The 20,157-nt window shown below is 71.7% G+C and carries 21 protein-coding genes; 13 read left to right on the top strand and 8 right to left on the bottom strand.

Going from position 1 to position 20,157, the window contains the following annotated elements:
* Positions 1–174: 174 nt before the first annotated feature.
* Positions 175–696: a DUF4240 domain-containing protein gene (locus I4J89_RS18285; protein ID WP_196415195.1), complete on the bottom strand. Its 522-nt coding sequence runs from the start codon at positions 694–696 to the stop codon at positions 175–177.
* A gap of 490 nt (positions 697–1,186) precedes the next feature.
* Here I4J89_RS18285 and I4J89_RS18290 point away from each other — a divergent pair, with 490 nt between their 5' ends.
* Complete coding sequence (locus tag I4J89_RS18290; RefSeq protein ID WP_196415196.1) at positions 1,187–3,034, top strand: ABC transporter ATP-binding protein; 1,848 nt, start codon at positions 1,187–1,189, stop codon at positions 3,032–3,034.
* A 216-nt stretch (positions 3,035–3,250) separates the two neighbouring features.
* Entirely contained in the window at positions 3,251–3,595 is a 345-nt protein-coding gene (locus I4J89_RS18295; protein WP_230859173.1) for a TlpA family protein disulfide reductase, read from the top strand.
* A gap of 41 nt (positions 3,596–3,636) precedes the next feature.
* On the opposite strand, the gene I4J89_RS18300 is transcribed toward I4J89_RS18295, so the two are convergent.
* Entirely contained in the window at positions 3,637–5,007 is a 1,371-nt protein-coding gene (locus tag I4J89_RS18300) for an MFS transporter (RefSeq protein WP_230859174.1), read from the bottom strand.
* A gap of 68 nt (positions 5,008–5,075) precedes the next feature.
* Here I4J89_RS18300 and I4J89_RS18305 point away from each other — a divergent pair, with 68 nt between their 5' ends.
* Both I4J89_RS18305 and I4J89_RS18310 read left to right on the top strand, forming a co-directional pair.
* The gene (locus tag I4J89_RS18305) at positions 5,076–5,576 is read left to right on the top strand and encodes a MarR family winged helix-turn-helix transcriptional regulator (protein WP_196415197.1); all 501 of its coding nucleotides are present in this window, start codon (positions 5,076–5,078) and stop codon (positions 5,574–5,576) included.
* Positions 5,569–5,994 carry a DUF4395 domain-containing protein gene (locus I4J89_RS18310; protein ID WP_196415198.1) on the top strand — a complete coding sequence of 142 codons (426 nt, stop codon included), beginning with the start codon at positions 5,569–5,571 and terminating at the stop codon, positions 5,992–5,994. Before I4J89_RS18305 ends, I4J89_RS18310 begins: the two co-directional genes overlap by 8 nt.
* Here the strand turns inward: I4J89_RS18310 and I4J89_RS18315 are convergent.
* A complete protein-coding gene (locus I4J89_RS18315) occupies positions 5,991–6,659 on the bottom strand; it encodes a response regulator transcription factor (protein WP_196415199.1) in 669 nt (222 codons plus the stop codon). The genes I4J89_RS18310 and I4J89_RS18315 overlap by 4 nt on opposite strands.
* A 7-nt stretch (positions 6,660–6,666) precedes the next feature.
* A complete protein-coding gene (locus I4J89_RS18320; protein ID WP_196415200.1) occupies positions 6,667–8,361 on the bottom strand; it encodes a sensor histidine kinase in 1,695 nt (564 codons plus the stop codon).
* A gap of 94 nt (positions 8,362–8,455) precedes the next feature.
* On the opposite strand from I4J89_RS18320, the gene I4J89_RS18325 reads away from it, so the two are divergent.
* From I4J89_RS18325 to I4J89_RS18350, 6 genes are read left to right on the top strand one after another with little or no spacing between them, the layout of a single operon-like run.
* Complete coding sequence (locus I4J89_RS18325; RefSeq protein WP_196415201.1) at positions 8,456–8,908, top strand: SRPBCC family protein; 453 nt, start codon at positions 8,456–8,458, stop codon at positions 8,906–8,908.
* Between the two features lie 23 nt (positions 8,909–8,931).
* Positions 8,932–10,005 carry a hypothetical protein gene (locus I4J89_RS51965; RefSeq protein ID WP_196415202.1) on the top strand — a complete coding sequence of 358 codons (1,074 nt, stop codon included), beginning with the start codon at positions 8,932–8,934 and terminating at the stop codon, positions 10,003–10,005.
* A 25-nt stretch (positions 10,006–10,030) separates the two neighbouring features.
* Positions 10,031–10,984 (top strand): ROK family glucokinase, encoded by a 954-nt coding sequence (locus tag I4J89_RS18335; protein ID WP_196415203.1) that lies wholly within the window; start codon positions 10,031–10,033, stop codon positions 10,982–10,984.
* Positions 10,985–10,992: 8 nt separating this feature from the next.
* Positions 10,993–11,676: an endonuclease/exonuclease/phosphatase family protein gene (locus I4J89_RS18340; protein WP_196415204.1), complete on the top strand. Its 684-nt coding sequence runs from the start codon at positions 10,993–10,995 to the stop codon at positions 11,674–11,676.
* A 19-nt stretch (positions 11,677–11,695) separates the two neighbouring features.
* Positions 11,696–13,021 (top strand): flavin-containing monooxygenase, encoded by a 1,326-nt coding sequence (locus I4J89_RS18345; protein ID WP_196415205.1) that lies wholly within the window; start codon positions 11,696–11,698, stop codon positions 13,019–13,021.
* Position 13,022: 1 nt separating this feature from the next.
* Positions 13,023–13,760 (top strand): alpha/beta hydrolase, encoded by a 738-nt coding sequence (locus I4J89_RS18350; protein WP_196415206.1) that lies wholly within the window; start codon positions 13,023–13,025, stop codon positions 13,758–13,760.
* Here the strand turns inward: I4J89_RS18350 and I4J89_RS18355 are convergent.
* Both I4J89_RS18355 and I4J89_RS18360 read right to left on the bottom strand, forming a co-directional pair.
* The gene (locus I4J89_RS18355; RefSeq protein WP_196415207.1) at positions 13,757–15,178 is read right to left on the bottom strand and encodes an alpha,alpha-trehalose-phosphate synthase (UDP-forming); all 1,422 of its coding nucleotides are present in this window, start codon (positions 15,176–15,178) and stop codon (positions 13,757–13,759) included. The genes I4J89_RS18350 and I4J89_RS18355 overlap by 4 nt on opposite strands.
* A gap of 34 nt (positions 15,179–15,212) precedes the next feature.
* Complete coding sequence (locus I4J89_RS18360; protein ID WP_196415208.1) at positions 15,213–16,004, bottom strand: DUF308 domain-containing protein; 792 nt, start codon at positions 16,002–16,004, stop codon at positions 15,213–15,215.
* 141 nt (positions 16,005–16,145) lie between these two features.
* On the opposite strand from I4J89_RS18360, the gene I4J89_RS18365 reads away from it, so the two are divergent.
* On the top strand, positions 16,146–16,859 hold the full coding sequence (locus I4J89_RS18365; protein ID WP_196415209.1) for a lysophospholipid acyltransferase family protein: 714 nt from the start codon (positions 16,146–16,148) through the stop codon (positions 16,857–16,859).
* 274 nt (positions 16,860–17,133) lie between these two features.
* Here the strand turns inward: I4J89_RS18365 and I4J89_RS18370 are convergent, their stop codons facing one another.
* Positions 17,134–17,811: a Crp/Fnr family transcriptional regulator gene (locus tag I4J89_RS18370; protein WP_230859207.1), complete on the bottom strand. Its 678-nt coding sequence runs from the start codon at positions 17,809–17,811 to the stop codon at positions 17,134–17,136.
* 246 nt (positions 17,812–18,057) lie between these two features.
* Between I4J89_RS18370 and I4J89_RS18375 the strand changes: the two genes are divergently transcribed.
* Together I4J89_RS18375 and I4J89_RS18380 are read left to right on the top strand one after the other, a co-directional pair.
* The gene (locus I4J89_RS18375; RefSeq protein ID WP_196415211.1) at positions 18,058–18,912 is read left to right on the top strand and encodes a phosphotransferase enzyme family protein; all 855 of its coding nucleotides are present in this window, start codon (positions 18,058–18,060) and stop codon (positions 18,910–18,912) included.
* 21 nt (positions 18,913–18,933) lie between these two features.
* Positions 18,934–19,464 carry a polyadenylate-specific 3'-exoribonuclease AS gene (locus tag I4J89_RS18380; protein WP_196415212.1) on the top strand — a complete coding sequence of 177 codons (531 nt, stop codon included), beginning with the start codon at positions 18,934–18,936 and terminating at the stop codon, positions 19,462–19,464.
* On the opposite strand, the gene I4J89_RS18385 is transcribed toward I4J89_RS18380, so the two are convergent.
* Entirely contained in the window at positions 19,421–20,080 is a 660-nt protein-coding gene (locus tag I4J89_RS18385; protein ID WP_196415213.1) for a TetR/AcrR family transcriptional regulator, read from the bottom strand. The genes I4J89_RS18380 and I4J89_RS18385 overlap by 44 nt on opposite strands.
* Between the last annotated feature and the right edge of the window lie 77 nt (positions 20,081–20,157).

Below are 20,157 nucleotides of genomic sequence, written 5' to 3' on the forward strand. Positions count from 1 at the left end.
CGCGCCGTGCCGCGCCGTGCCGCGCCGTGCCGCGCCGGGCTGTGCCGCGCCGTGCCGTGCCGGGGCGTGCCGTGCCGCGCCGCGCCGGGGCGCGCCGGGCGTGCCGTGCCAGGGGGTGCCGTGCTGGGCGTGCCGTGCCGTGCCGGGTGTGCCGCGCCGGGCGGTGGGGGCCTGTTATTGCCAACCGGCCAGGTTAGAGCAAGTGCCTCGGCTGATTCCGGAGCCGGTCTCCGGGAAGGCGCCGAAGCGGCCGTCGTGGAGCCGGCCGAAGAAGTAGCAGATCTCCTCGCAATCGGCGTCCGGAATCGCCATCCGGGGGTCGGCCTTGACCGCCTCGTAGAACTCCTGCCCGACCGCCACGATGTAGCCGCGGGCGTACAGGAAGCCGTCGTCCGAGCCGTCGGTGACGGCGTGGATGTCGGAGCGGTCGATGTCGTACATCTTGCGCTCCAGCACGCGGTCCAGGCCGGTCAGCTCCCGGCTCGACATGCCGGCGCAGGCGGCTTCGAGGCGCTTCATGAACGGGGGTAGCCAGCCGTCCAGGGCATACCGGTCTTCGCCTTCGGCGTCTGGCGCGCGATGCAGCAGGCGGCGGCGTAGTTCGGCCGGCTCGGGGCCGAGCTCGGTCCAGGCGGACTCGATGAGCTGCCAGAAGCGTGCCTCGTCGGCGGCGGTGGGCAGGGCTCCGGTGGTCATGGTCGGGGACGCTACCAAGGTCCAACCGGAGTGACGTGAATGAGTTCGCCGCGCCCGGAAAGCCGGTGGACAGTGCCGGGCCGCGCGGCGTAGGAACGGTGCAGGGCTTCCGGCACGCCGCGCCGCGTGCCGTCCGTGCGTCGCGCGCCCTGCCGCGCACGCGGAGCTCCGCTGACGGACCACCGAGAGGCGGCCGCCGATGCCGGACACCACCCCCGACCCGCAGCCTTCGCGGCCTGCCGACGCGCCCAACGGCGAGGACCGAGCCGATCATCCGGGCAATGCTGTCCGCCCGGACCGGGCCGGGGAAGGCGGCATCGGCCAGCCGCTCGATACGCCGGGCCGGGAGCGGGCTGGGCGTGGCGGTGTTGGGCCGGCCGGCGATGCGGCCGGGCCGGCTGGTGGGGTTGAGCGGGGTGGAGACGGCGGGGCGGCTGCGGCCGCGCCGGTTGACAGTGAGGCTGCGCTGGCGGCGCAGGATGACGGGGAGATGGAGCTGCCGTACTGGCTGACCAGTACGCAGGAGGCGGCGAACACCGACTTCTCGCGGATGCTGCGCCGGCTGCCTCGGCTGCTGCGGGAGGCGTGGCTGCTCGGGTGGCGGGCGAGCCGGCGAACCACCGCGGCGGTGCTGGTGTTGCAACTGGCCACCGGCGTCGCGTCGGCGGTGGGGCTGATCAGTGTGGTCGGGGTCTTCGACGGGCTGCTGCAGGCGGGGCCGACGCCGGAACGGGTGCGCGCGGCCGTACCGTCGCTGTCGCTTCTGGTTTTGGCTCTGGCCGTGCGCGGGCTGCTCAGATCGGCCGCCACGGCGGCCCATGGCCGCCTTTCCCCGATGGTGTACGAGACCGCGGAGATGCGCCTGCTCGACCTCACCACCCGGGTCGATCTGGCCACGTTCGACGATCCGGCCTGGCGGGACGCCATGCAGCGCGCCCGGGACCGCGGGACCATGGCCGCGCAGCAGTTGGTCGATCAGGGCATCGAGGTGCTCACCAGTGTGATCGGGCTGACTGCCGCGGCCGGCGTCCTCGCCGTGCTGCATCCGGCGTTGCTGCCGATGCTGGTGCTGGCGGTGCTGCCGACCGGATGGGCGGCGGTGCGCGCGGCGCGGCTCGGGTACCGCAGCAACCTGCGGCTCATCGCGGTCTGGCGGCGCCAGCGCATGCTCGCTCACCTGATGGCGGAGCGGGAGCCGGCGGGGGAGTTGCGCGCGTTCACGGTGCGGCGGTTCCTGCTGGTCGAGGTGGCACGGCTGCTGAGGGCCACCACGGAGGAGGAGATCCGGGTGGCCGACCGGGTGGTCCGCACCAACGTGACCGGTCAGGCGCTCAGTGGGCTGGCCACCGGTCTGGCGTACGGGATGTTGTGCTGGCTGCTCTGGACCGGCCGGATGGAGCTGGCCGCCGCCGGCGGGGCGGCGTACGCGATCAACATCGGGATCGGCAAGTTGTCCGAGCTCACCTTCGCGGTCAACCGGGTGTACGAGCAGGGTCTGTACTTCGCCGACTTCCAAGGCTTCACCGAACTGTCGCAGGAACGTGCCGAACCGTCGCTGGAGCGGCGTGCCCCCGAACGCTTCGAGGAGATTCGCCTGGATCGGGTGACGTTCAGCTACCCGGAGGCGGAGCGGCCGGCCGTCGCCGACGTCAGCCTGACCCTGCGCCGCGGCCAGATCATCGCGCTGGTCGGGGAGAACGGCTCCGGCAAGTCGACGCTCGCCGCCGTGCTCGCCGGCCTGTACCGGCCGCAGCAGGGCACGGTGACCTGGGACGGGACCGACGTTGGGGTGATGCATCCGGAGTCGATCCGGGAACGCGTCGCGGTGGTGATGCAGGAGCCGACCAGGTGGCCGTTGTCGGCGCGGCTCAACATCGCGATCGGCCGCCACGATCGGCCGGTGTCGCTGAATCAGGTGCAGGAGTCGGCTCGGGCCGGGGACGCGCACGAGTTCGTGATGGAGTTGCCGCGCCAGTATGAGACGTTGCTCTCCCGGCACTTCACCGACGGGGCCGACCTGTCCGGTGGGCAGTGGCAGCGGCTCGCGGTGAGCCGGGCCTTCCACCGCGACGCACCGCTGCTCATCTGCGACGAGCCGACGGCCAACCTGGATGCGCGGGCTGAGCATGACGTCTACCGGCGGCTGCGGGATCTGGCGGCTGGACGTACGGTCGTGCTGATCACGCACCGGATGGCGAGCGTCCGGGAGGCGGACCGGATCTATGTGCTCGATCATGGCTCGGTCGTCGAGGAGGGTGACCACCAGGAGTTGATGGCCGCGGACGGCCTGTATGCGCAGTTGTTCACATTGCAGGCGAGCGCCTATCAGTCGGCGTGATGCGGGTGTCAGAGTTGCCCTATGGATCCGGTGGGAATGGTTGCCGTTGTGGTCGTGGTGGTGGCCGGGCTGACATTCGGCCTGTGGCGCCGCCGGATTGATGGCCGCCTGCGCGAGGTGGGATTTCGCGGAGCGGAGCCGTCCATGGGCACGGACGTTCCGGCCGGCACGCGGGCCAACGTGGTCGATGGGCCTTCCGCCGGACAAGATCGAGGCATGACGGAGTCCGGTGAGCTGCTCGACCCGGCGCTGCTGGAGCGCCTCGGGGTCGGACCGGCGCCGGCCACGCTCCTGCAGTTCTCCACCGCGTTCTGCGCCCCGTGCCGGGCCATGCGCCGGGTCAGCGCCGAGGTCGCCGCGATGCTGCCGGGCGTGCGGCACGTCGAGGTCGACGCGGAGAGCCACCTGGACGAGGTACGCGCCCTCAACATCTGGCGCACGCCGACCCTGCTGGTGCTCGACGCCGAGGGCCGGGTGGTCCGGCGCGCGACCGGCGTTCCCACCAAGCCGCATCTCATCGCAGCCCTTGCCGAAGTGCTGCCGCCGGCCGCTCAGTCCTGATCAGGGCGGGCGGACCGATCGGGGTGAGATGAGGGCGGCAGTCAGCCCAGGTCGCGTGGCGGAGCCGCTGGTGTGGCGGTGATGTCGGCGTCAACGGCCAGCGAAACAGCCGGTTCACGGGCCGGGACCGCGACCGTGCCGGCCGCGATCGGGTCGGCGGCCGGGGCCGCGCCGGCGGCTGTGCCCGTGCCGGCGGCTGCCACCGTGCCGGATGTCGTGCCAGGCTCGGGCGCAGCGGCGACGCGGGTCAGCTTGCGCACCCCCGGAATGAGCAACTGCGACGCACCAGCCCCGAACAGCACCAACGCGCAGCAGGTGAGCACCCGATCGATCCCAAATCGATCGGAGAGCGGCCCAGCCAACGCGTTCCCGACCGGCATGGCCAGGAACGACGTCACGTAGTCCCACGACGCGACCCGGCCCAGCATGCGATGCGGCACGTTCTCCTGGATGGCCGTCTCCCAGGCGATGTCGAAGAAGACCAGGCCGGCGTACCCGATCACGGCGCCGGCCAGGACGGCGGTGAGGACGCCGGGCCAGACGTACGCGAAAGCCCACACCGGCATCAGCAGCAGCGCCAGCCATCCGGCCCGCAGCAGCCGGCGGGGCCGGTAGCGCATCCCGATCGTGGCGCCCAGGAAGCCGCCCACGCCCTCGGCCCCGGCGATCAACCCGACGGCGTGTGCCCCGCCGAGCCGTTCGACCGCCACCACCTGCACCAGGACCAGGATCATGCCGTTGGCGATGTGGTAGAGCGTGGCGCCGAAGAGGCCGCCGATCAGCCAGTCGCGGCTGCGGATCTCCCGCCATCCGGCGTGCAGCTCACTCAGCATCGGCTTTCGGGGACCGCGCTCCGCCCGTACCCGAATCAATGCCGCGGCGACCATCGACAACAGGAAGCTGACCGCGTTGACCGCGAAGCCGGCCGGCGCGCCGAAGGCGGCGACGGTGATGCCGCCGGCCGTCGGACCGGCGATGCCGCAGGCGGTCTGCACCATGCTGAGCGTGGCGTTGGCCGACTGGAGTCGCGCAACAGGGACCAGCAGCGGTTTGAGCGCGCGCATCGCCGGGCTGAAGAAGCTGCCGGCGCCCGCGGAGACGACGGTCAAGGCGCAGAGCAGCGGCAGTTGGTAGTCGCCGCCGGCGAACATGACGGCGATCCCGGCAGTGGCCAGGAAGCGGATCAGATCGGAGACGACCATGACGCGCTGGGGCTGGAGGCGGTCGGCCCAGACGCCGCCGAACAGCGTGCCGGTCAGTAGCGTGACGACCGAGGCCGCCATGACCAGCCCGAGGTCGTGGGCGCCGCCGCCGAGGGTGACGACAGCGAAGGCGAGGGCGACGGTCTGAAAGCCGTTGCCGAGCCAGGAGAGGGCTTGGCCGGTGGCAAGCAGGCGGAAGTCACGCGTCATGGCGGTCAAAGTAGTTCACCATCTAACTATCAGCAATCTAATAATCAGATCCGTGACAGAATGGCGCCATGAGAGACAGCGTGGATCAGCATGTGGCGCGCTGGTCAGCGTTCTGGAAGGACGAGCCCGCGTTCGATCCTGAGGTCGAGGGCGCGCTGATCCGGATGATCCACATTCAGCGACGGCTGCGGCGCGACGACGCCGCGGCGTTCGTCGGTAGCGAGGACTTCACCCTGCAGGACTACAAGACCCTGCACGTGCTGATGGTGCAGCCGTGGCCGACCGAGGCGACGCCGGCGCAGCTCGCCGAGGCGGCCAACGTGACCCGGGCGGCGATGACCAGCCGGCTGGACCGGCTGGTGGAGGCCGGGCTGGTCACCAGGGAGATGGACGCCGGTGACCGCCGGCGGATGATCATCCGGCCCACGCAGAGGGGCCGGGAGATGTGGGATCGGTACGTCTTCGAGGGCATCGAGCGGGACAAACAGGTGATGGCGGCGCTCACCCGGGACGAGCTCGTCCAGCTCAACGCCTTGCTTCGAAAAGTCCTACTATCCCTAGGTGAATAACGAACTCGATCCCCGTGGCCAGCGCTTCGCCGCCGTGCTCACCAGCATCGTCATCGCACTCGTGCTGATCACCGGATCCGGCTGGCTGGCGCTGGCCCAAGCGATCGTTTTCGCGATCACCGCCTACGACCCGCGGCGTGGACCGTATGCGCTGATCTTCCGGGCCGTCGGGCGCCCGTCGGGGGAGCGGGAACCCGCCGCGCCGGTGCGTTTCGCTCAGCTCGTCGGCTGCGCGTTCCTGAACGTCTCCGCCCTGGGCTATCTCTCCGGCACGGAGACGCTGGGTCTCGTCGCGGCCGCACTCGGGCTGCTCGCGGCGTTTCTGAACGCGGCGTTCGGACTCTGCCTGGGGTGCGAGGCGTATCTAGCGTTTCGCCGATTGAAAATGAGAAACGCCGAAGATGTCCGAGAAGTCTAGAATTTTGGCGCGTCGGGGGCTTCGAGCAGGCCAAGCCGCAGCGCGGTCATGAGCGCCTGAGCCCGGTTCGCCGCACCCAGCTTCTCGTAGAGCTTCGAGATGTGGGTCTTCGCCGTCGACTCGGAGACGAACAGCTGCTTGGCGATCCCGGCCACGCTCATGCCGTCGGCGAGCAGGCGGAGCACCTGACCCTCACGCGGCGAGAGCTGCGGGCCGGACGGGGCGAGCCGGCGCTTCATCGCCTCGGCCAGATCGGCGGCGGTGAACGCGCTGGGCGCGGACGCGGCGTGCCGGGCGGCCGCCACGACCTCGTCGGCCGGTGCGGTCTTCGGCACGAACGCGCTGGCACCGGCCTCGAGAGCACCGAAGAGCTGGTCATCGCCCGCATACATGGTCAGGACGACGATGCCCATGTTCGAGTTGTTCTTACGCAGGGCGCGGGTGGCCTCCAGGCCGCTGCCGTCGGGCAGCCGCAGGTCCATGATCACCACGTCCGGCTGGAGGGCACCGGCCTGGCGCACCGCCTCGGCCGCGGTCGCGGCCTCGCCCACGACCTCGAACTGCCGGTCGCGCTCGAATGCGTGTCGCAGCCCCTTACGGATCAGGTCGTGATCGTCGACTAGGAGGACCTTGGTGCGCCCCGTCGGCGCAGGACTGGTCGACATGCTCGGGTTACTCCCCTTCTGGAGCGGAAACGCTATCCCGCACGCTATCGCGCCGAGGCGGAGTTCCGAGCACTACGGCCACGGTTGTCCCGCTGGGGTGTCGTGGCGTGATCTTGAGACGTCCTCGGATACGTTCGGCGCGCTCGGCCATGATGGTAAGGCCGTAACGGCCGTCCGGGCGCTCGTCCGCGAAGCCCTTGCCATCATCGGACACTTCGATTTCCGCATATGGCGGGTCGACGGTGCAGGTGACCCAGAGATTGGACGCGCCCGCGTGCTTGCGGGCGTTGGTGATCGCCTCTTGCGCGATCCGCAACAACTCCGCCTCGGTCGCGGCCGGCAGCCGGGCGGTTGACTCGTCGAACGTGAAGTGCACCCGCAGCCCGGCGCTCGTCCCGAGGGTCCGGGCGTACTCGGCGATGGCGGCGGCCAGCCCGCCGTTGCGGTCGACCTCGGAGCGCAGCTCGAACAGGCTCAGCCGCAGCTCGGTGATCACCCGGGTCACCTCGGCGCGCAGCGTGCGCAGCTCCTCGGCGGTCTCCTCGGCGCCCTCGGGCAGGGTGGCCTGCGCGTTGTCGATGCCGTAGCCGACCATCACCAGCTCCTGGGCGACCCCGTCGTGGATCTCCCGGGCCAGGCGCTGGCGCTCCTCGTTGGTGGCCAGCGAGCGCACGTCGTCGAAGAGCAGGGCGGCTTCCAGCCGCAGCGCGGCCGGGCCGGTCACCTCGGTCACCCCTTGGACCACCGCCGACGGGTACGCCCCCGAGGCGTCCGTCTCCAGGATGACCAACCCGATCGTGCGCACCCCGGCCACCAACGGCACGACCAGCGAAGAGACCTCACCGCCGGCATGCGTCCGCGCCTGTGACCGGCTCGCCGTCTGCGGCTGCTGAGTGGCCCACGCGTCCGCGATGGCCGAGTCGGCGTCGAGCGTGGTCTCCCAGTCCACCCGCTCGGCGCCGGTCTGGGCGAGCACCACGAGCCGGCCGCCGCCGCTGGCCGAGAGCACCGCGGCCCGATGGCCGGGCGCGACCGCACGCAGCTCCTCGAGCAGGTGCTCGGAGATGCCGCCCGGGTCCAGCGTGGCACCGGGCAGGGACCGGGCGACGCTGCGCAGCTGGGTGAGCAGGCGGGTCGCCTCCGCGTACGGCTGGGGGGTGGGCTCGGCCGGCTGGAGCAGCTGGCGCATGGTCTCGGCGGCGAACGTGACGATGACGCCGAGCACCAGCCACTGCCCACAGGCCGCGAGGTAACCCGGCTGGAAGAGCGTGCGCGCGTCCGCCGGACCGGTGAAGAAACCGCCGATCGCCATCGCCACCGTGGCCGCACCGAGCAGGGCGGCGCCCTCGGTGGCCCGGCGGTGCAGCGCCGCGGTGAGCAGGGGCACCGCCAGGTACGGCAGCACGGCCTCGGCGCCGAATCCGGCGTTGACCTGGCCGGCGGCGTCGGCGGAGGCGGCGATCGACCCGGCCGCCAGCCCGGTCACCACCACCTCGGCGAACCGGCCGGCCGGCGCCAGGATGTAGTGCTCGCGGGCCACGAACGCCGGGATGGCCGCGATCGCGAGCAGCACGATCCAGCCGAGCTGTTTCGGATCCTCGGTGAAGGTGAGGGTGAGGGCGGCGACCAGCGCGAGCATGACGACGCGGGCCACGGCCTCGACCGGGCGCAGACGCGCGGGACCATTCGCTTGGGCTGGCACGTGACGGATGGTAGCCGTACCCACCGACATCGGCTCGTCTGCTCCGTCGCCCCGGTGACGCGGTTCGTCGTACCCAGCGGGTAGCCTCCCGTGCATGGCGGACACCTCGACGCAGTCGATCCAGGTCCATGCGCCACTCGCACGGGTGGCCGCGGTGATCTGCGATTTCCCGCGCTACCCGGAGTGGGCCGAGTCGATCAAGAAAGCCGAGATCCTCGAGGAGTACGAGGACGGCTACGCGGCACAGGTCCGCTTCCAGATCGACGCGACCGTTCTGGTCGACGAGTACACGTTGGAGTACGCGTATGCCGACGATCTCTCCCGGATCGAGTGGCACCTGGTCGAGCCGTCCAAGACGCAGCGCTCTCAGGACGGCTCCTACGACCTGGTGGAGAACGCCGACGGCAGCACGACGGTGACTTACACCCTTGCGGTGGATCTCGCGATCGGCATGCTCGGCATGTTCCGCCGCAAGGCCGAGAAACTGATCATGGATACGGCGTTGAAGGAGCTCAAGCGCCGCGTCGAGAGCCTGCCCGCGGCCTAGCCGCCGGCGACGAGGGGAGCGCGATGGCCGGGTCAGCACGTGAGGAGGCCGAGCGGCTGGTCGCGACCATCCTCGCCAGGGCCGCGACCGGCGGCCTGGGTGCCGCGGTGAGCGGTCACAGCTCGTCCAAACCCGCTTCTGGTACGGGTGAAGCGGACGTCCTCGGCATTCTCGGTGAGTCCGTGGCCGGACTGATCGGCATGGTCTCCGGCAGCGGCCAGCCCGGCGGCGCCCAGCGCGACGAAGGTCACCAAGGCGGCGGCGACATGAGCGGCGGCCAGCAAGGCGGCTACCAGAGCGGCGGCCACTGGGCCACCGGCAGCGCCGAGTGCTGCGTCTGCCCGGTCTGCAAGGTGATCGCGGCCATGCGCGACCCGAGCCCGGAGACGGCCGAGCGGCTCGCCACCAGCGCCGGCGACATCGCGAACGGAGTGGCCGGCCTGATGCGCGCGTTCTCCGGCATCGCCACCCAGCGCCCTCGCCCGCCGGCCCCGCGAGAGACGCCCCAGCCGCGACCGACGAACCCGGACAGCGTCTGGTCGGCGGCCACCGCCAAGGACGAGCCGGCGGCCACCGCCCAGGACGAGCCGATCGCCACCGCACAGGGCGAGCCGATCGCCACCGCACAGGGCGAGCCGACCGCCACCGCCCAGGACGAGCCGACCGCCACCGCACAGGGGGAGCCGACCGCCACCGCCCAGGACGCGCCGACGGCCACCGCACCGCACGAAGTGCCCGGCACGGAGCCGACCGACCCCTGGGCGGCCGCGAGTGCGGCGGACGCGCGGCATGCCGCCGCCGCGGCGCGGGCCCGGGCGGTTGCCGCCGAGGAGGCGGTGGCGCGAGCCGTGGAGCAGGCCCGTCAGGCCGCCGCGGAGGCGGCGAAACAGACCACCCGTCCCGGCGGGACACCGGACCATGGAGGTGCGGGCTTCCGTACCGGATCGGGGTCCGATGTCTGGGCCATGGCCACCTCGGAGGCCGCCGCGACCGACGCGGCCGCGCACCGTAGCGTGGATCATGACCTGGGCGCTCCGGCGCCCGAGGACCGCGACGCGGCGCCGGGCGACGACGCCCGCGCCGGCGACGCGGTGTGAACTGTTTGCAGAGGGGACGGGCAGCGTGACGCTGACCATCGGAATCGACGTCGGCGGTACCAAGGTCGCCGGTGGCGTGGTCGACGAACTGGGCAACGTGCTCGCGTCGAACCGCCGGCCGACGCCGGCGGAGGACCCGGCCGGCACCCGGGACACCATCGTCGAGGTGGCCGCCGAGCTGGCGGAGCAGTACCCGGACGCGACCGCGATCGGCATCGGCGCCGCGGCGTGGATCGACGCCGCCGGCTCGACCGTGCTGTTCGCGCCGAACCTGGCCTGGCGTGACGAGCCGCTGCAGGCGTACGTGAGCAAGGCGGTCGGCCTGCCGACCGTGCTGGACAACGACGCCAACGTGGCCGCCTGGGCGGAGTTCCGGTTCGGCGTGGCCAAGCAGGCGGACGACTCGATGGTGATGATCACCGTCGGTACCGGCATCGGCGGCGGCATCGTGCTGAACGGCAAGCTGTGGCGCGGCGCCAACGGCATCGCCGCCGAGCTCGGCCACATCCAGTCGGTTCCGGACGGGCATCCGTGCGGCTGCGGCCGGCTCGGCTGCCTGGAGCAGTACGCGAGCGGCAACGCGCTGGTCCGCTTCGGCCGGGCCGGTGCCCGGCAGGAGCCGGAACGCGCCGCGAAACTGCTCGAGCTGGCCGGCGGCGACGCGCTGGCGATCACCGGCCGGCAGATCACCGAGGCGGCGCGGGCCGGTGACGGGGTCGCGATGGACGCGTTCGCGCAGGTCGGCTACTGGCTCGGGGTCGCCCTGGCGGATCTGGCGCAGAGCCTGGACCCGCAGATCCTGGTGATCGGCGGCGGGGTGATCGACGCCGGGCCGCTGCTGATGGGCCCGGCCGAGCGGACGTACCGGGATCAGCTCGCCCAGCGCAACCGGTTCCCGGTGGCCGAGGTGCGGGCCGCCCAGATGGGCAACGTGGCCGGCGTGGTCGGTGCCGCCGACCTCGCCAGGTACAGCGGATAGGGCCGCGGATGCCCGGGGTCCCGCTGCGAGTGGTCAGCTACAACGTCCACGGGCTGCGGGACGACCGGGCCGCCCTGGTCGGCCTGGTCAAGGAGCTGGCACCGGACGTCCTCGTCATACAGGAGGCGCCCCGCCGCTTCCGGTGGCGGCACAGGTGCGCCCTGCTGGCCGCTGACACCGGCCTGGTGGTGGCGGCCGGCGGCCTGCCCTCGCTGGGCAACCTGCTGCTGGTGAGCCTGCGGGTGGCGATCCGCCGGTCCTGGTGCCTGCGCTATCCGCTCACCCCGGGCCGGCATCTGCGCGGCGCGGTCTTCGCCGAGGGCGCGGTACGCGGAGCCACGTTCACCGTCTCCGGCTCCCACCTGGCCACCGATCCCGCCGAGCGGCCCGCCCAGGCCGCCCTCTGGAAGGCGGAGCTGTCCCGGGTCGAGGGCCCGCTGATCGCCGCCGCCGACCTGAACGAGGGGCCGGGCGGGGGCGCCTGGCGGACGGTCCAGGACGGGCTGCTCTCGTCGGGCGACGACGTACCCACATTCCCGGCCGCGGTGCCGCAGCGCCGGATCGACGGCCTCTTCGTCACCCCCGACGTGAGCATCGAACGTTACGAGATCATCTCGACCGAGCGGGCCCGCGCTGCTAGTGATCATCTACCGGTCGTCGCGGACCTTCTGCTCCCTTCCTCGCAGCCCTGAGGTCTGCAAGGATCGCCGGGTGCACGACTCCCCCGACCCGGGCGACCGGCGTGACGCCGTCTGTGTGGTCGGCGCCGGTGCCAGCGGCCTCACCGCGATCAAGAGCCTGCGTGAGCAGGGATTCGCGGTCGACTGCTACGAGCGCGAGACCGGTGTCGGCGGCGCCTGGAACTGGCGCCACGACCGCAGCCCGGTGTACGCGAGCACCCACCTGATCTCGTCCCGGCCGCTGACCGAGTTCCCCGACTTCCCGATGCCGGACACCTGGCCGGACTATCCCCACCACAGCCAGGTGCTCGCCTACCTGGAGCGGTACGCGAAACACTTCGACCTCGGCCGGCACATCTGGTTCGGCATGGAGGTGGTCTCCGCCGTACCCGCCGATGACGGCCGCTGGGACGTGACCATCCAGTCGACCGGTGGCGGCTCGTCCCGCACCCAGCGGTACGCGGCGATCGTGGTCGCCAACGGGCACAACTGGTCCCCGATGAAACCCGAGATCCCGGGGGACTTCCGGGGCGAGGTGATGCACGCCGGGGCGTACAAGGATCCGGCGAGGCTGCGCGGCCGCAAGGTGCTGGTGATCGGCGGCGGCAACACCGGCTGCGACATCGCCGTCGAGGCGGCGCAGCAGGCCACCGAGGTCTGGCACTCCACCCGGCGTGGCTACTGGTACGCCCCGAAGTACCTCCTCGGCCGCCCCGCCGACCAGGTGAACGACCGCCTGCTGCGGTGGCGCCTGCCGCTGCGGCTGCGGCAGTGGCTCTACCGGCGTGTCACTCCGGACCTGACCCGCTTCGGCCTGCCCCGGCCGGACCACCGCCCGTACGAGAGTCATCCGATCGTCAACAGCCTGCTGCCCTACTACCTGGGGCACGGCCGGATCCGCCCGAGGCCCGACGTGGCCCGCTTCGACGGCTCGGCCGTGGAGTTCACCGACGGCAGCCGGGCCGAACCCGACCTGGTGATCACCGCGACCGGCTACCGGCCCCGGTTCGACTTCCTCACCCCGGAACTGCTGGACACCGACGAGCACGGCCGTCCCGACCTGCACCTGCACGCGTTCGCCCGGAAGCATCCGACGCTTGCGGTGATCGGTCTGTTGCAGCCGGACTCCGGGGTCCTTCCGCTCGCACACTGGCAGAGCGTCGCGGTGGCCCGCTGGCTGCGCCTGCGGATGACCGACCCGGCCCGGGCGGCCGCCGTGCAGCAGAAGGAGTCCACCCGGCCGCTGACCACCTGGTCGCGCCGCCGGGTGGTGCCCTCGTCGCGGCACTGGTTCGAGGTGGACCACGTGGACTACCTGCGTGCTCTGGAGAGCCTGCTGAAGCAGATGGAGTCCTGAGGTGCTTCGTTTCGACGACTGGACCAACCCGGTGCCACCGGCCGACCGGGAGGTCGTCGCGCTCCTGCCGGACGACCACGACGACCAGCCGCCGGTGCTGTTCGTACCGGGCCTCGGCCACGGCGCCTGGGCGTTCGCGGAGCACTGGCTCGGGCACACCGCCGGCCGCGGGTTCCCGGCGCACGCGGTCACCCCGCGGGCCGGCGGCGACCTGCGTGCCCAGGTGCACGACGTGGTGCAGGTGGCGGCCTCGCTGCCCCGGCAGGCGGTGCTGGTCGGGCACGGTGTCGGCGCCCTGGTGGTGGCTCGCGCCCTGGGCCGCTATCCGGCGCGTGCGGCGGTGCTCGTGGCGCCGGTGCTGGACGGCTGGGCGGCGCTGGCCGCCGCACTACGGGCCAACCCGTTCGGCACGCTGCCGGCGCTCTTCGGCGGGCGGCTGCGGCTCAACCAGCGGCAGCTCGGTACGGGCGCGGCGGCGTACCTGGAGCGCGTCGACGCCCGTCCACGAGCCGAGCTGCTCAGCCGCGCGCGGCTGCCGAAGCCGGTCGGCGCGCCACCCACCCTGATCGTGGGCAGCCCGGACGACCGGGTCGTGCGCCGCTCCGCACTGGATCGCGCGGCCGCCCGCTACGGCGGCGCGCCCCTGCTGTTCCCCGGCATGGGACACGACCTGATGCTGGAGACGAACTGGACCGAGCCGATCGACGCGATCCTGGACTGGCTGGGCAAAGAGATCTAGCCGGGGGCGACGCCGGTGAGGGTGGCGAGGTGCCCGGTGTCGTCCAGCGCGCTGAGGTACGCCCGGGCCCAGACCAGGATGTCGTGGCCGGCCAGGTGCCGGCGCATGGCGGCCATCCGGGCGGCCAGGTCGGCGCGGTCGGCCTGCATGGCCCGCAGCAGCGTCTCCTTGAGCCCGTCCACGTCGTGCGGGTTGACCAGGAAGGCCTGTTCCAGTTCGGCGGCCGAGCCGGCGAACTCGCTGAGCACCAGCGCGCCGGAGCCGTCCTCGCGAGCCGCGACGAACTCCTTGGCGACCAGGTTCATGCCGTCCCGCAGCGGAGTCACCACCATCACGTCCGCGGTCTGGTACAGCGCGGCCAGCTGGGCCCGGCCGAACGGCTGGTTCAGGTAGTGGATGGCGGGCTCGCCGACCCGGCCGTACTCGCCGTTGATCCGGCCGACCTCGCCCTCGATCCGGTCGCGCAGCTCCTGGTAGCTCTCCACCCGCTCCCGGCTGGGTACGGCCACCTGCACCATCACCGTGTCGCGAACCTTCACGTACCCGTCCCGCAGCAGCTCGCTGTACGCCGTGAGCCGGTGCTCGATGCCCTTGGTGTAGTCCAGCCGGTCTACGCTGAGCAGCACCCGCTTGGGCTGCCCCAGGTCGTGGCGCAGCTGTTTCGCCTGGCTGACCACGTCCGGGCGGGTGACGAGCGCGCGCATCTCCGCGACGTCGATGGAGATCGGGAACGCCCCGGTCCGCACCGTCCGCCCATCGATCGCGACGGTCTGATCGGTGGCCTCCGCGCCGAGCAGTTTGCGGGCGAGCTGAGCGAAGTTGTGTGCGGCCTGCTCCCGCTGGAAACCGACCAGGTCGGCCCCGAGCATCCCGCGCAGTAGCTCGACCCGGCGGGGGAGCTGCATGAACAGCTCCGGCGGCGGGAACGGCACGTGCATGAAGAACCCGATCAGCAGGTCGGGGCGCAGGTCCCGGAGCATCCGCGGCACCAGCTGCAGGTGGTAGTCCTGCACCCAGACGGCGGCGCCCTCTTCGGCGACCTCGGCGGCCGCGTCGGCGAACCGCTGATTGACCGTCCGGTACGTCTCCCACCAGTCCCGCTGGAAGACCGGCTGCTGTACGGCGTCGTGGTAGAGCGGCCAGAGCGTCGAGTTGGCGAACCCCTCGTAGTAGCCGCGCAGGTCGTCCTCGGTCAGCGACACCGGCCGCAGACGGAGGCTGCCCACGTCGGGCAGGGCGGGCGCCCGGCCCACGCCGCCGGCCCAGCCGACCCAGGTGGCCGGGGTCGGCGCCAGGATCGCGTGCAGGGCACTGGCCAGGCCGCCCGGGTTGCGGCGCCACTCGCAGGCACCGTCCGGTGCGGCGTTGTCATCAAGCGGAAGGCGGTTGGCGACGACGACGAGCGAACTCTGACGCATCACCGTAGGTTACTGGTCGAACACCTACATCGGTCTATACGACGGCGCCGTCGTCGAATTCGTCGTCGTCGTTGCCGGAGCGCAGCCGCCAGACCAGGGTGACCGCGCCGCCGACGATCGCGGCGAACCCGAGCAGCATGACGACTTCCTGATCGATCGGGAGCAGGCGCGGGAAGAGGAAGAGCACGAAGCCCACCACGACACCGAGCAGGCCCATCACCGCGTACTTCGAGATGGGCGGCAGCGGCGGGGGAGGCGGCGGAACATACCGCTCCTCGTCCTCGTCGTCGTCCGGCAGCTCGGCGCCGAAGGTGTCGAGGCCGTGCAGGATCGACGGCTCCGGCGGGTCGGTCCGCCGCCTGTTCAGCGGGGTGCCCTCCTCGGTCACCGGGCGGGCCGGTGGCCGCTGCTGCTCCTGCCGGTCGACGCCCTCGGCGGACGGCCAGGGCGCCTGGTCGCCGTCGACGGTGGTGTGGAACCCGGCGATGATCTTGTCCCACTCGGCGTCCACCTCGGCCTGCGGCCGGGGGTCCGCCGGCGGCGGGGTGGGCGGGACGCCGCCGGTCACCTTCTGCAGGTGCTCGCGCGCGGTCTCCAACTGGGTACGGTCCACGAACAGCCGGTCGATCGGGCGCGCCGGGAGCGTGGTGGCTCGCAGGATCGGGTTCTGATCGGCGGTCGGCTGAAGGTACGCGGCGATGCCTCCGGCCGCGAGCACGTCGAGCAGATGCTCGCCCACCCGCGGATCCACGTCGCCGGCCGCCGCGTAGTCGGCCGCGTCCAGCCCGTTGTCGCGCCGCCCACGACGGGCGCCACCCGTTGTCACCGAAGCACCCCCTTGCCGACCGTGCCTTGAATGGTGACACGGCAGGCGCCTGTTGCGGGAGTGCGATTGTGGCGCGCCGCTCCCGCTTCGTACGCTTCACTGCGCCCCGGACGCACGGTGGCATCCGCTGAAAGGACGTCAGTGTTCTACTGGCTGCTGAAGTTGGTGGTCCTCGGACCGTTGCTGAAACTGGTCTTCCGCCCCAAGGTGGAGGGCCTGGCGAACGTACCCCGGTCGGGTCCGGTGATTCTCGCCTGCAACCACCTCTCGTTCTCCGACTCGATCTTCACACCGCTGATCATGAAGCGGAAAGTGACCTTCGTCGCCAAGGCCGAATACTTCACCGGCAAGGGGATCAAGGGATGGTTCTCCCGGATGTTCTTCGTCGGCGCGGGGACGATCCCGGTGGACCGTTCGGGCGGCGAGGCGGCCCAGGCGGCCCTCGACACGCTGCTGCGGGTGCTCCGGGACGGCAACGTGGCGGGCATCTACCCGGAGGGCACGCGCTCGCCGGACGGGCGCCTCTACCGCGGTAAGACCGGGGTCGCCCGGCTGGCGCTGGAGAGCGGCGCCAAGGTGGTGCCGGTCGCGCTCTGCAACACCGACGAGATCCAGCCCACCGGCACGCTCATCCCCAAGGTCAAGCGGGTCCGCATCCGGATCGGCAAGCCGCTCGACTTCTCCCGCTACGCCGACCAGCGCGGCGACCGCTTCGTCGAGCGCGCCATCACCGACGAGATCATGTATGAGCTGATGGCCCTCTCCGGCCGCGAATACGTCGACGTCTACGCCGCCACCCTGAAGACCACGGTGGAGGCGCCGACGGTCAAGCGAGCAGGGCGCAAGGTCGCATAGATTTCCGGTACGCGTGACGATCGGTCCCCGCTCTCCCGGCGCGATCGGGGCCCCGGTCACCGCCCCAGCGCGACCGCCGGGATATGGCGGGCGGGGGCGCGGTCTCGCGCCCCATCTCGGCCGCGACGCGCCATCCGGCGAGGCGGGCGGGATTGACCCCGTGCTGTTTCCCGGCGGCCGCGTGTCGGCCGGGAGTGGGCAGATGGTCGCGCCGGGAGAGCGGGGACGGCGTAGCCGGCGGGAACGGCCGGTCACGCGTACCGATGCGGGGTTTTCAGCTCCCCATGCCGGCCCTGCGCCGCAGGGCCTGGACGTCGGTGACCACGATGCGGCGGCCTTCGGTGCGCAGCCAGCCGCGGCTGGCGAACGAGCCGATCGCCTGGTTCACACTCTGCCGCGAGCCGCCGGCCATCTCGGCCAGCTGGCTCTGGTTGAGCTCGATGGTGATCATCGGGGCCTGGCTCTCGCCGGAGAGGCGGACGAGGGTCTTGGCCACCCGGCCGGGCAGGTCGAGGAAGACGTGGTCGGCGTTCTGCTCGGTGAGGCGCCGGATCAGCCCGCCGACGGAGCGCATCACCGCGTCCAGAATGCGCGGGTTGGAGTGCACCAGGTCCATGAAGGCGGCCCGGGACAGCGACAGTGCCTGCGAGTCCTCGATCGCCTCGGCGGACGCGCTGCGGGTGGATGCGTCGAGCAGGGACACCTCGCCGAGCACGTCGGGCGGGCGGACCACGGTGAGGACGGCGCGCTCGCCGGTCGGCGCGGTCCGGAAGACGGCGACGGCGCCCCGTTTCATGATGATCAGGGAATCGCCGGGATCGTGCTCCACGAAGAGGATCTGCCCCTTGCGGTAGTGACGTGGGACTGCTGCCGCGATGACCCGCTGCCGGACGTCCGGCTCGAGCCCGGCGAACATGTCCACGCCGGTTAACGCGTCGCCGTTATCCGGCATGCGATGATCCACGGCGCTATCCCTCCCCCGATGGGGACCGCGTCGATCCGGCCGGCGCCGGCCCCACGACGCGAACGATCACTAATAGCACGAAGTGCGCCTCGAACGCCATTCCTGCCCCGTTATCGAAGCTCACCCTGTACGATCATGTCCCTTCGGTAGCGTTCTGTAAACCACCCATCGCCTTCTGTGATTGTCGCCCACCCTGTCCGTCGCTTTAGCGGCATGTGCCGAGATAATCCCGCCGTGCCGGATGATGAGCTTCTTCGATCGACGTTGCGCGACCAGTGGCACCTCGTCCCGACCGAGATCACCGAGCGGCCGAAGAGCCTGATGTCGCGCGGCTGGGAAGTGGTCGCGGGCGCCGACCGTTACGAGGCCCGGCTGGCCGAGAGCGCGGCCCGGCAACAGATCGAGGCCGGGCTGATGGCCGCCGAACATCTGCGCGGCGTACGCATCGACGCCGGCGAGCCGATCCGCACCCTCGGCGGCGGGCTGACCGCGGAGACGCCGTACGGCGCGCTCGCGGTTCTGCGCCGAGTCCCGGGCCGGCACCTGGACGGGCGGGATCCGGTCGACCAGCAGTGGTGGGGCGACCGGCTCGGCGCCGTGCACCGGGCGCTGCAGGATTTCCGGCATCCGGGCCTGCGCCCGTGGCAGCTGCTCGACCCGGACGCGCCGCATCTCGGCGCCGAGTCGTGGCTGCGTGGCGCGGTGGTGGCCGCGGTGACCGCGACGACCCGGCTCACCGTCACCGACCAGCTCACCTACGGCGTGCTGCACGGCGACCCGGCCCCGGACGCGTTCGTGCTGGACGCCGAGACCGGCCGCTCCGGGCTGCTGCACTGCGGGGCGAGTGGAACCGGGCCGCTGGTCTACGACGTGGCCGCGGCGGTCGCCTACGCCGGGGGACCGGACCAGGCGGCGGAGTTCCTCGACGGGTACCGGGCGGCCGGCCCGGTGGGCGCCGACGAACTGGACGCCGCGCTGCCGGTGCTGCTGCGGCTGCGCTGGGCGGTGCAGGCCGATCGGGCGGTCCGGCGCGGGTGCGAGGCCCGGCTGAGCGAGGCGAGGAGGGCCCTGGAGTCCATGCCCGGATGACGATGGGCGAGGATAGAGCCGATGGTGTATCGCTATTTTTACGACTGTGAATTCATCGAGGACGGCCGGATCGTCGACCTCGTGTCGATCGGTGTCGTCGACGAGTTCGGCCGCGAGTTCTACGCGGTCAGCACCGAGTTCGACGACTCCCGGGCGGTGCCCTGGGTGCGCCGCAACGTGCTCGACAAGCTGCCGTCCCCGTCCGACAAGGCGTGGCGCGGCCGGGAGCGGATCCGTCAGGACCTCTACGAGTTCCTGGTCGAGCCGCTCCGGGGACGCAACGAGCAGATGGAGCTCTGGGCCTGGTACGCGGCGTACGACCACGTGGCGCTCGCGCAGCTGTGGGGTGCGATGCCGGCGTTGCCCCGGGAGATCCCCCGCTTCACCAAGGACCTGCGGCAACGCTGGGACGACCTGGGCCGCCCGCCGCTGCCCGAGATGAGCGGCCGGCACGACGCCCTGGTCGACGCCCGGCACAACCTCGCCCGCTGGGAAGCCATGGTCGCGGCTAACGGCGCCGGGACTCCAGGGGCGGGACGCACTCCCGCATAACTCCCCGCACGTCCGCCTCGGACGGTTCGGTGCCGAGGGAGCCGTTGTCCGGCCGGGCGCGCAGGCCGTCGATGACCAGCTCCAGGTACCGCTCGAAGAGGTCGGGCCGGCACTCGGCGCTGTGCCGCGCCAGGTCGGTGACCATCGCCATGATGATCGGGAAGTCGCGGAACCCGGCGTCCGGCCGTAGCGTGCCCTCGGCGTGCGCCCGGTCCATCAGTTGCTCCACGAGCGGCACGATGTGCTCGCCGGCCTGGACGAAGTGGTGCTCGTCCATGCTCAGCGCGGCGTCCCGCAGGCCACGATCGACGGCGTGCATCCGCGCGGACCGGCGCAGGAAGCCGGTCAGCCCGTCCCAGGCCGAGGGTGCGGCGAGTGACTCCTCGGCGAGTGTGACGAGATCTTCCAACCGGTCCGAGAAGACCGCTTCGACCAGGGCTTCCTTGGTGGGGAAGCGGCGGTAGACCGTACCGACGCCGACGCCCGCGTGGTGAGCGACGTCGTCCAGCGTGGCGGCGAAGCCGCGGGCGGCGAAGACCTCCCGGGCGGCCGCGATGATCCGCTCCCGGTTGCGCTGGGCGTCCCGCCGCAGCGGGCGGACCTCGGTGCCAGTCATGTGGCCAAGCCTACAACTAAGCGGAGGGCAATCCTCAACTTCCGCTGCTAGCCTGCCGAAGTGGAGGATGTTCCTCA

The sequence above is a fragment of the Actinoplanes aureus genome, assembly GCF_015704865.1.
Classification (GTDB): domain Bacteria; phylum Actinomycetota; class Actinomycetes; order Mycobacteriales; family Micromonosporaceae; genus Actinoplanes; species Actinoplanes aureus.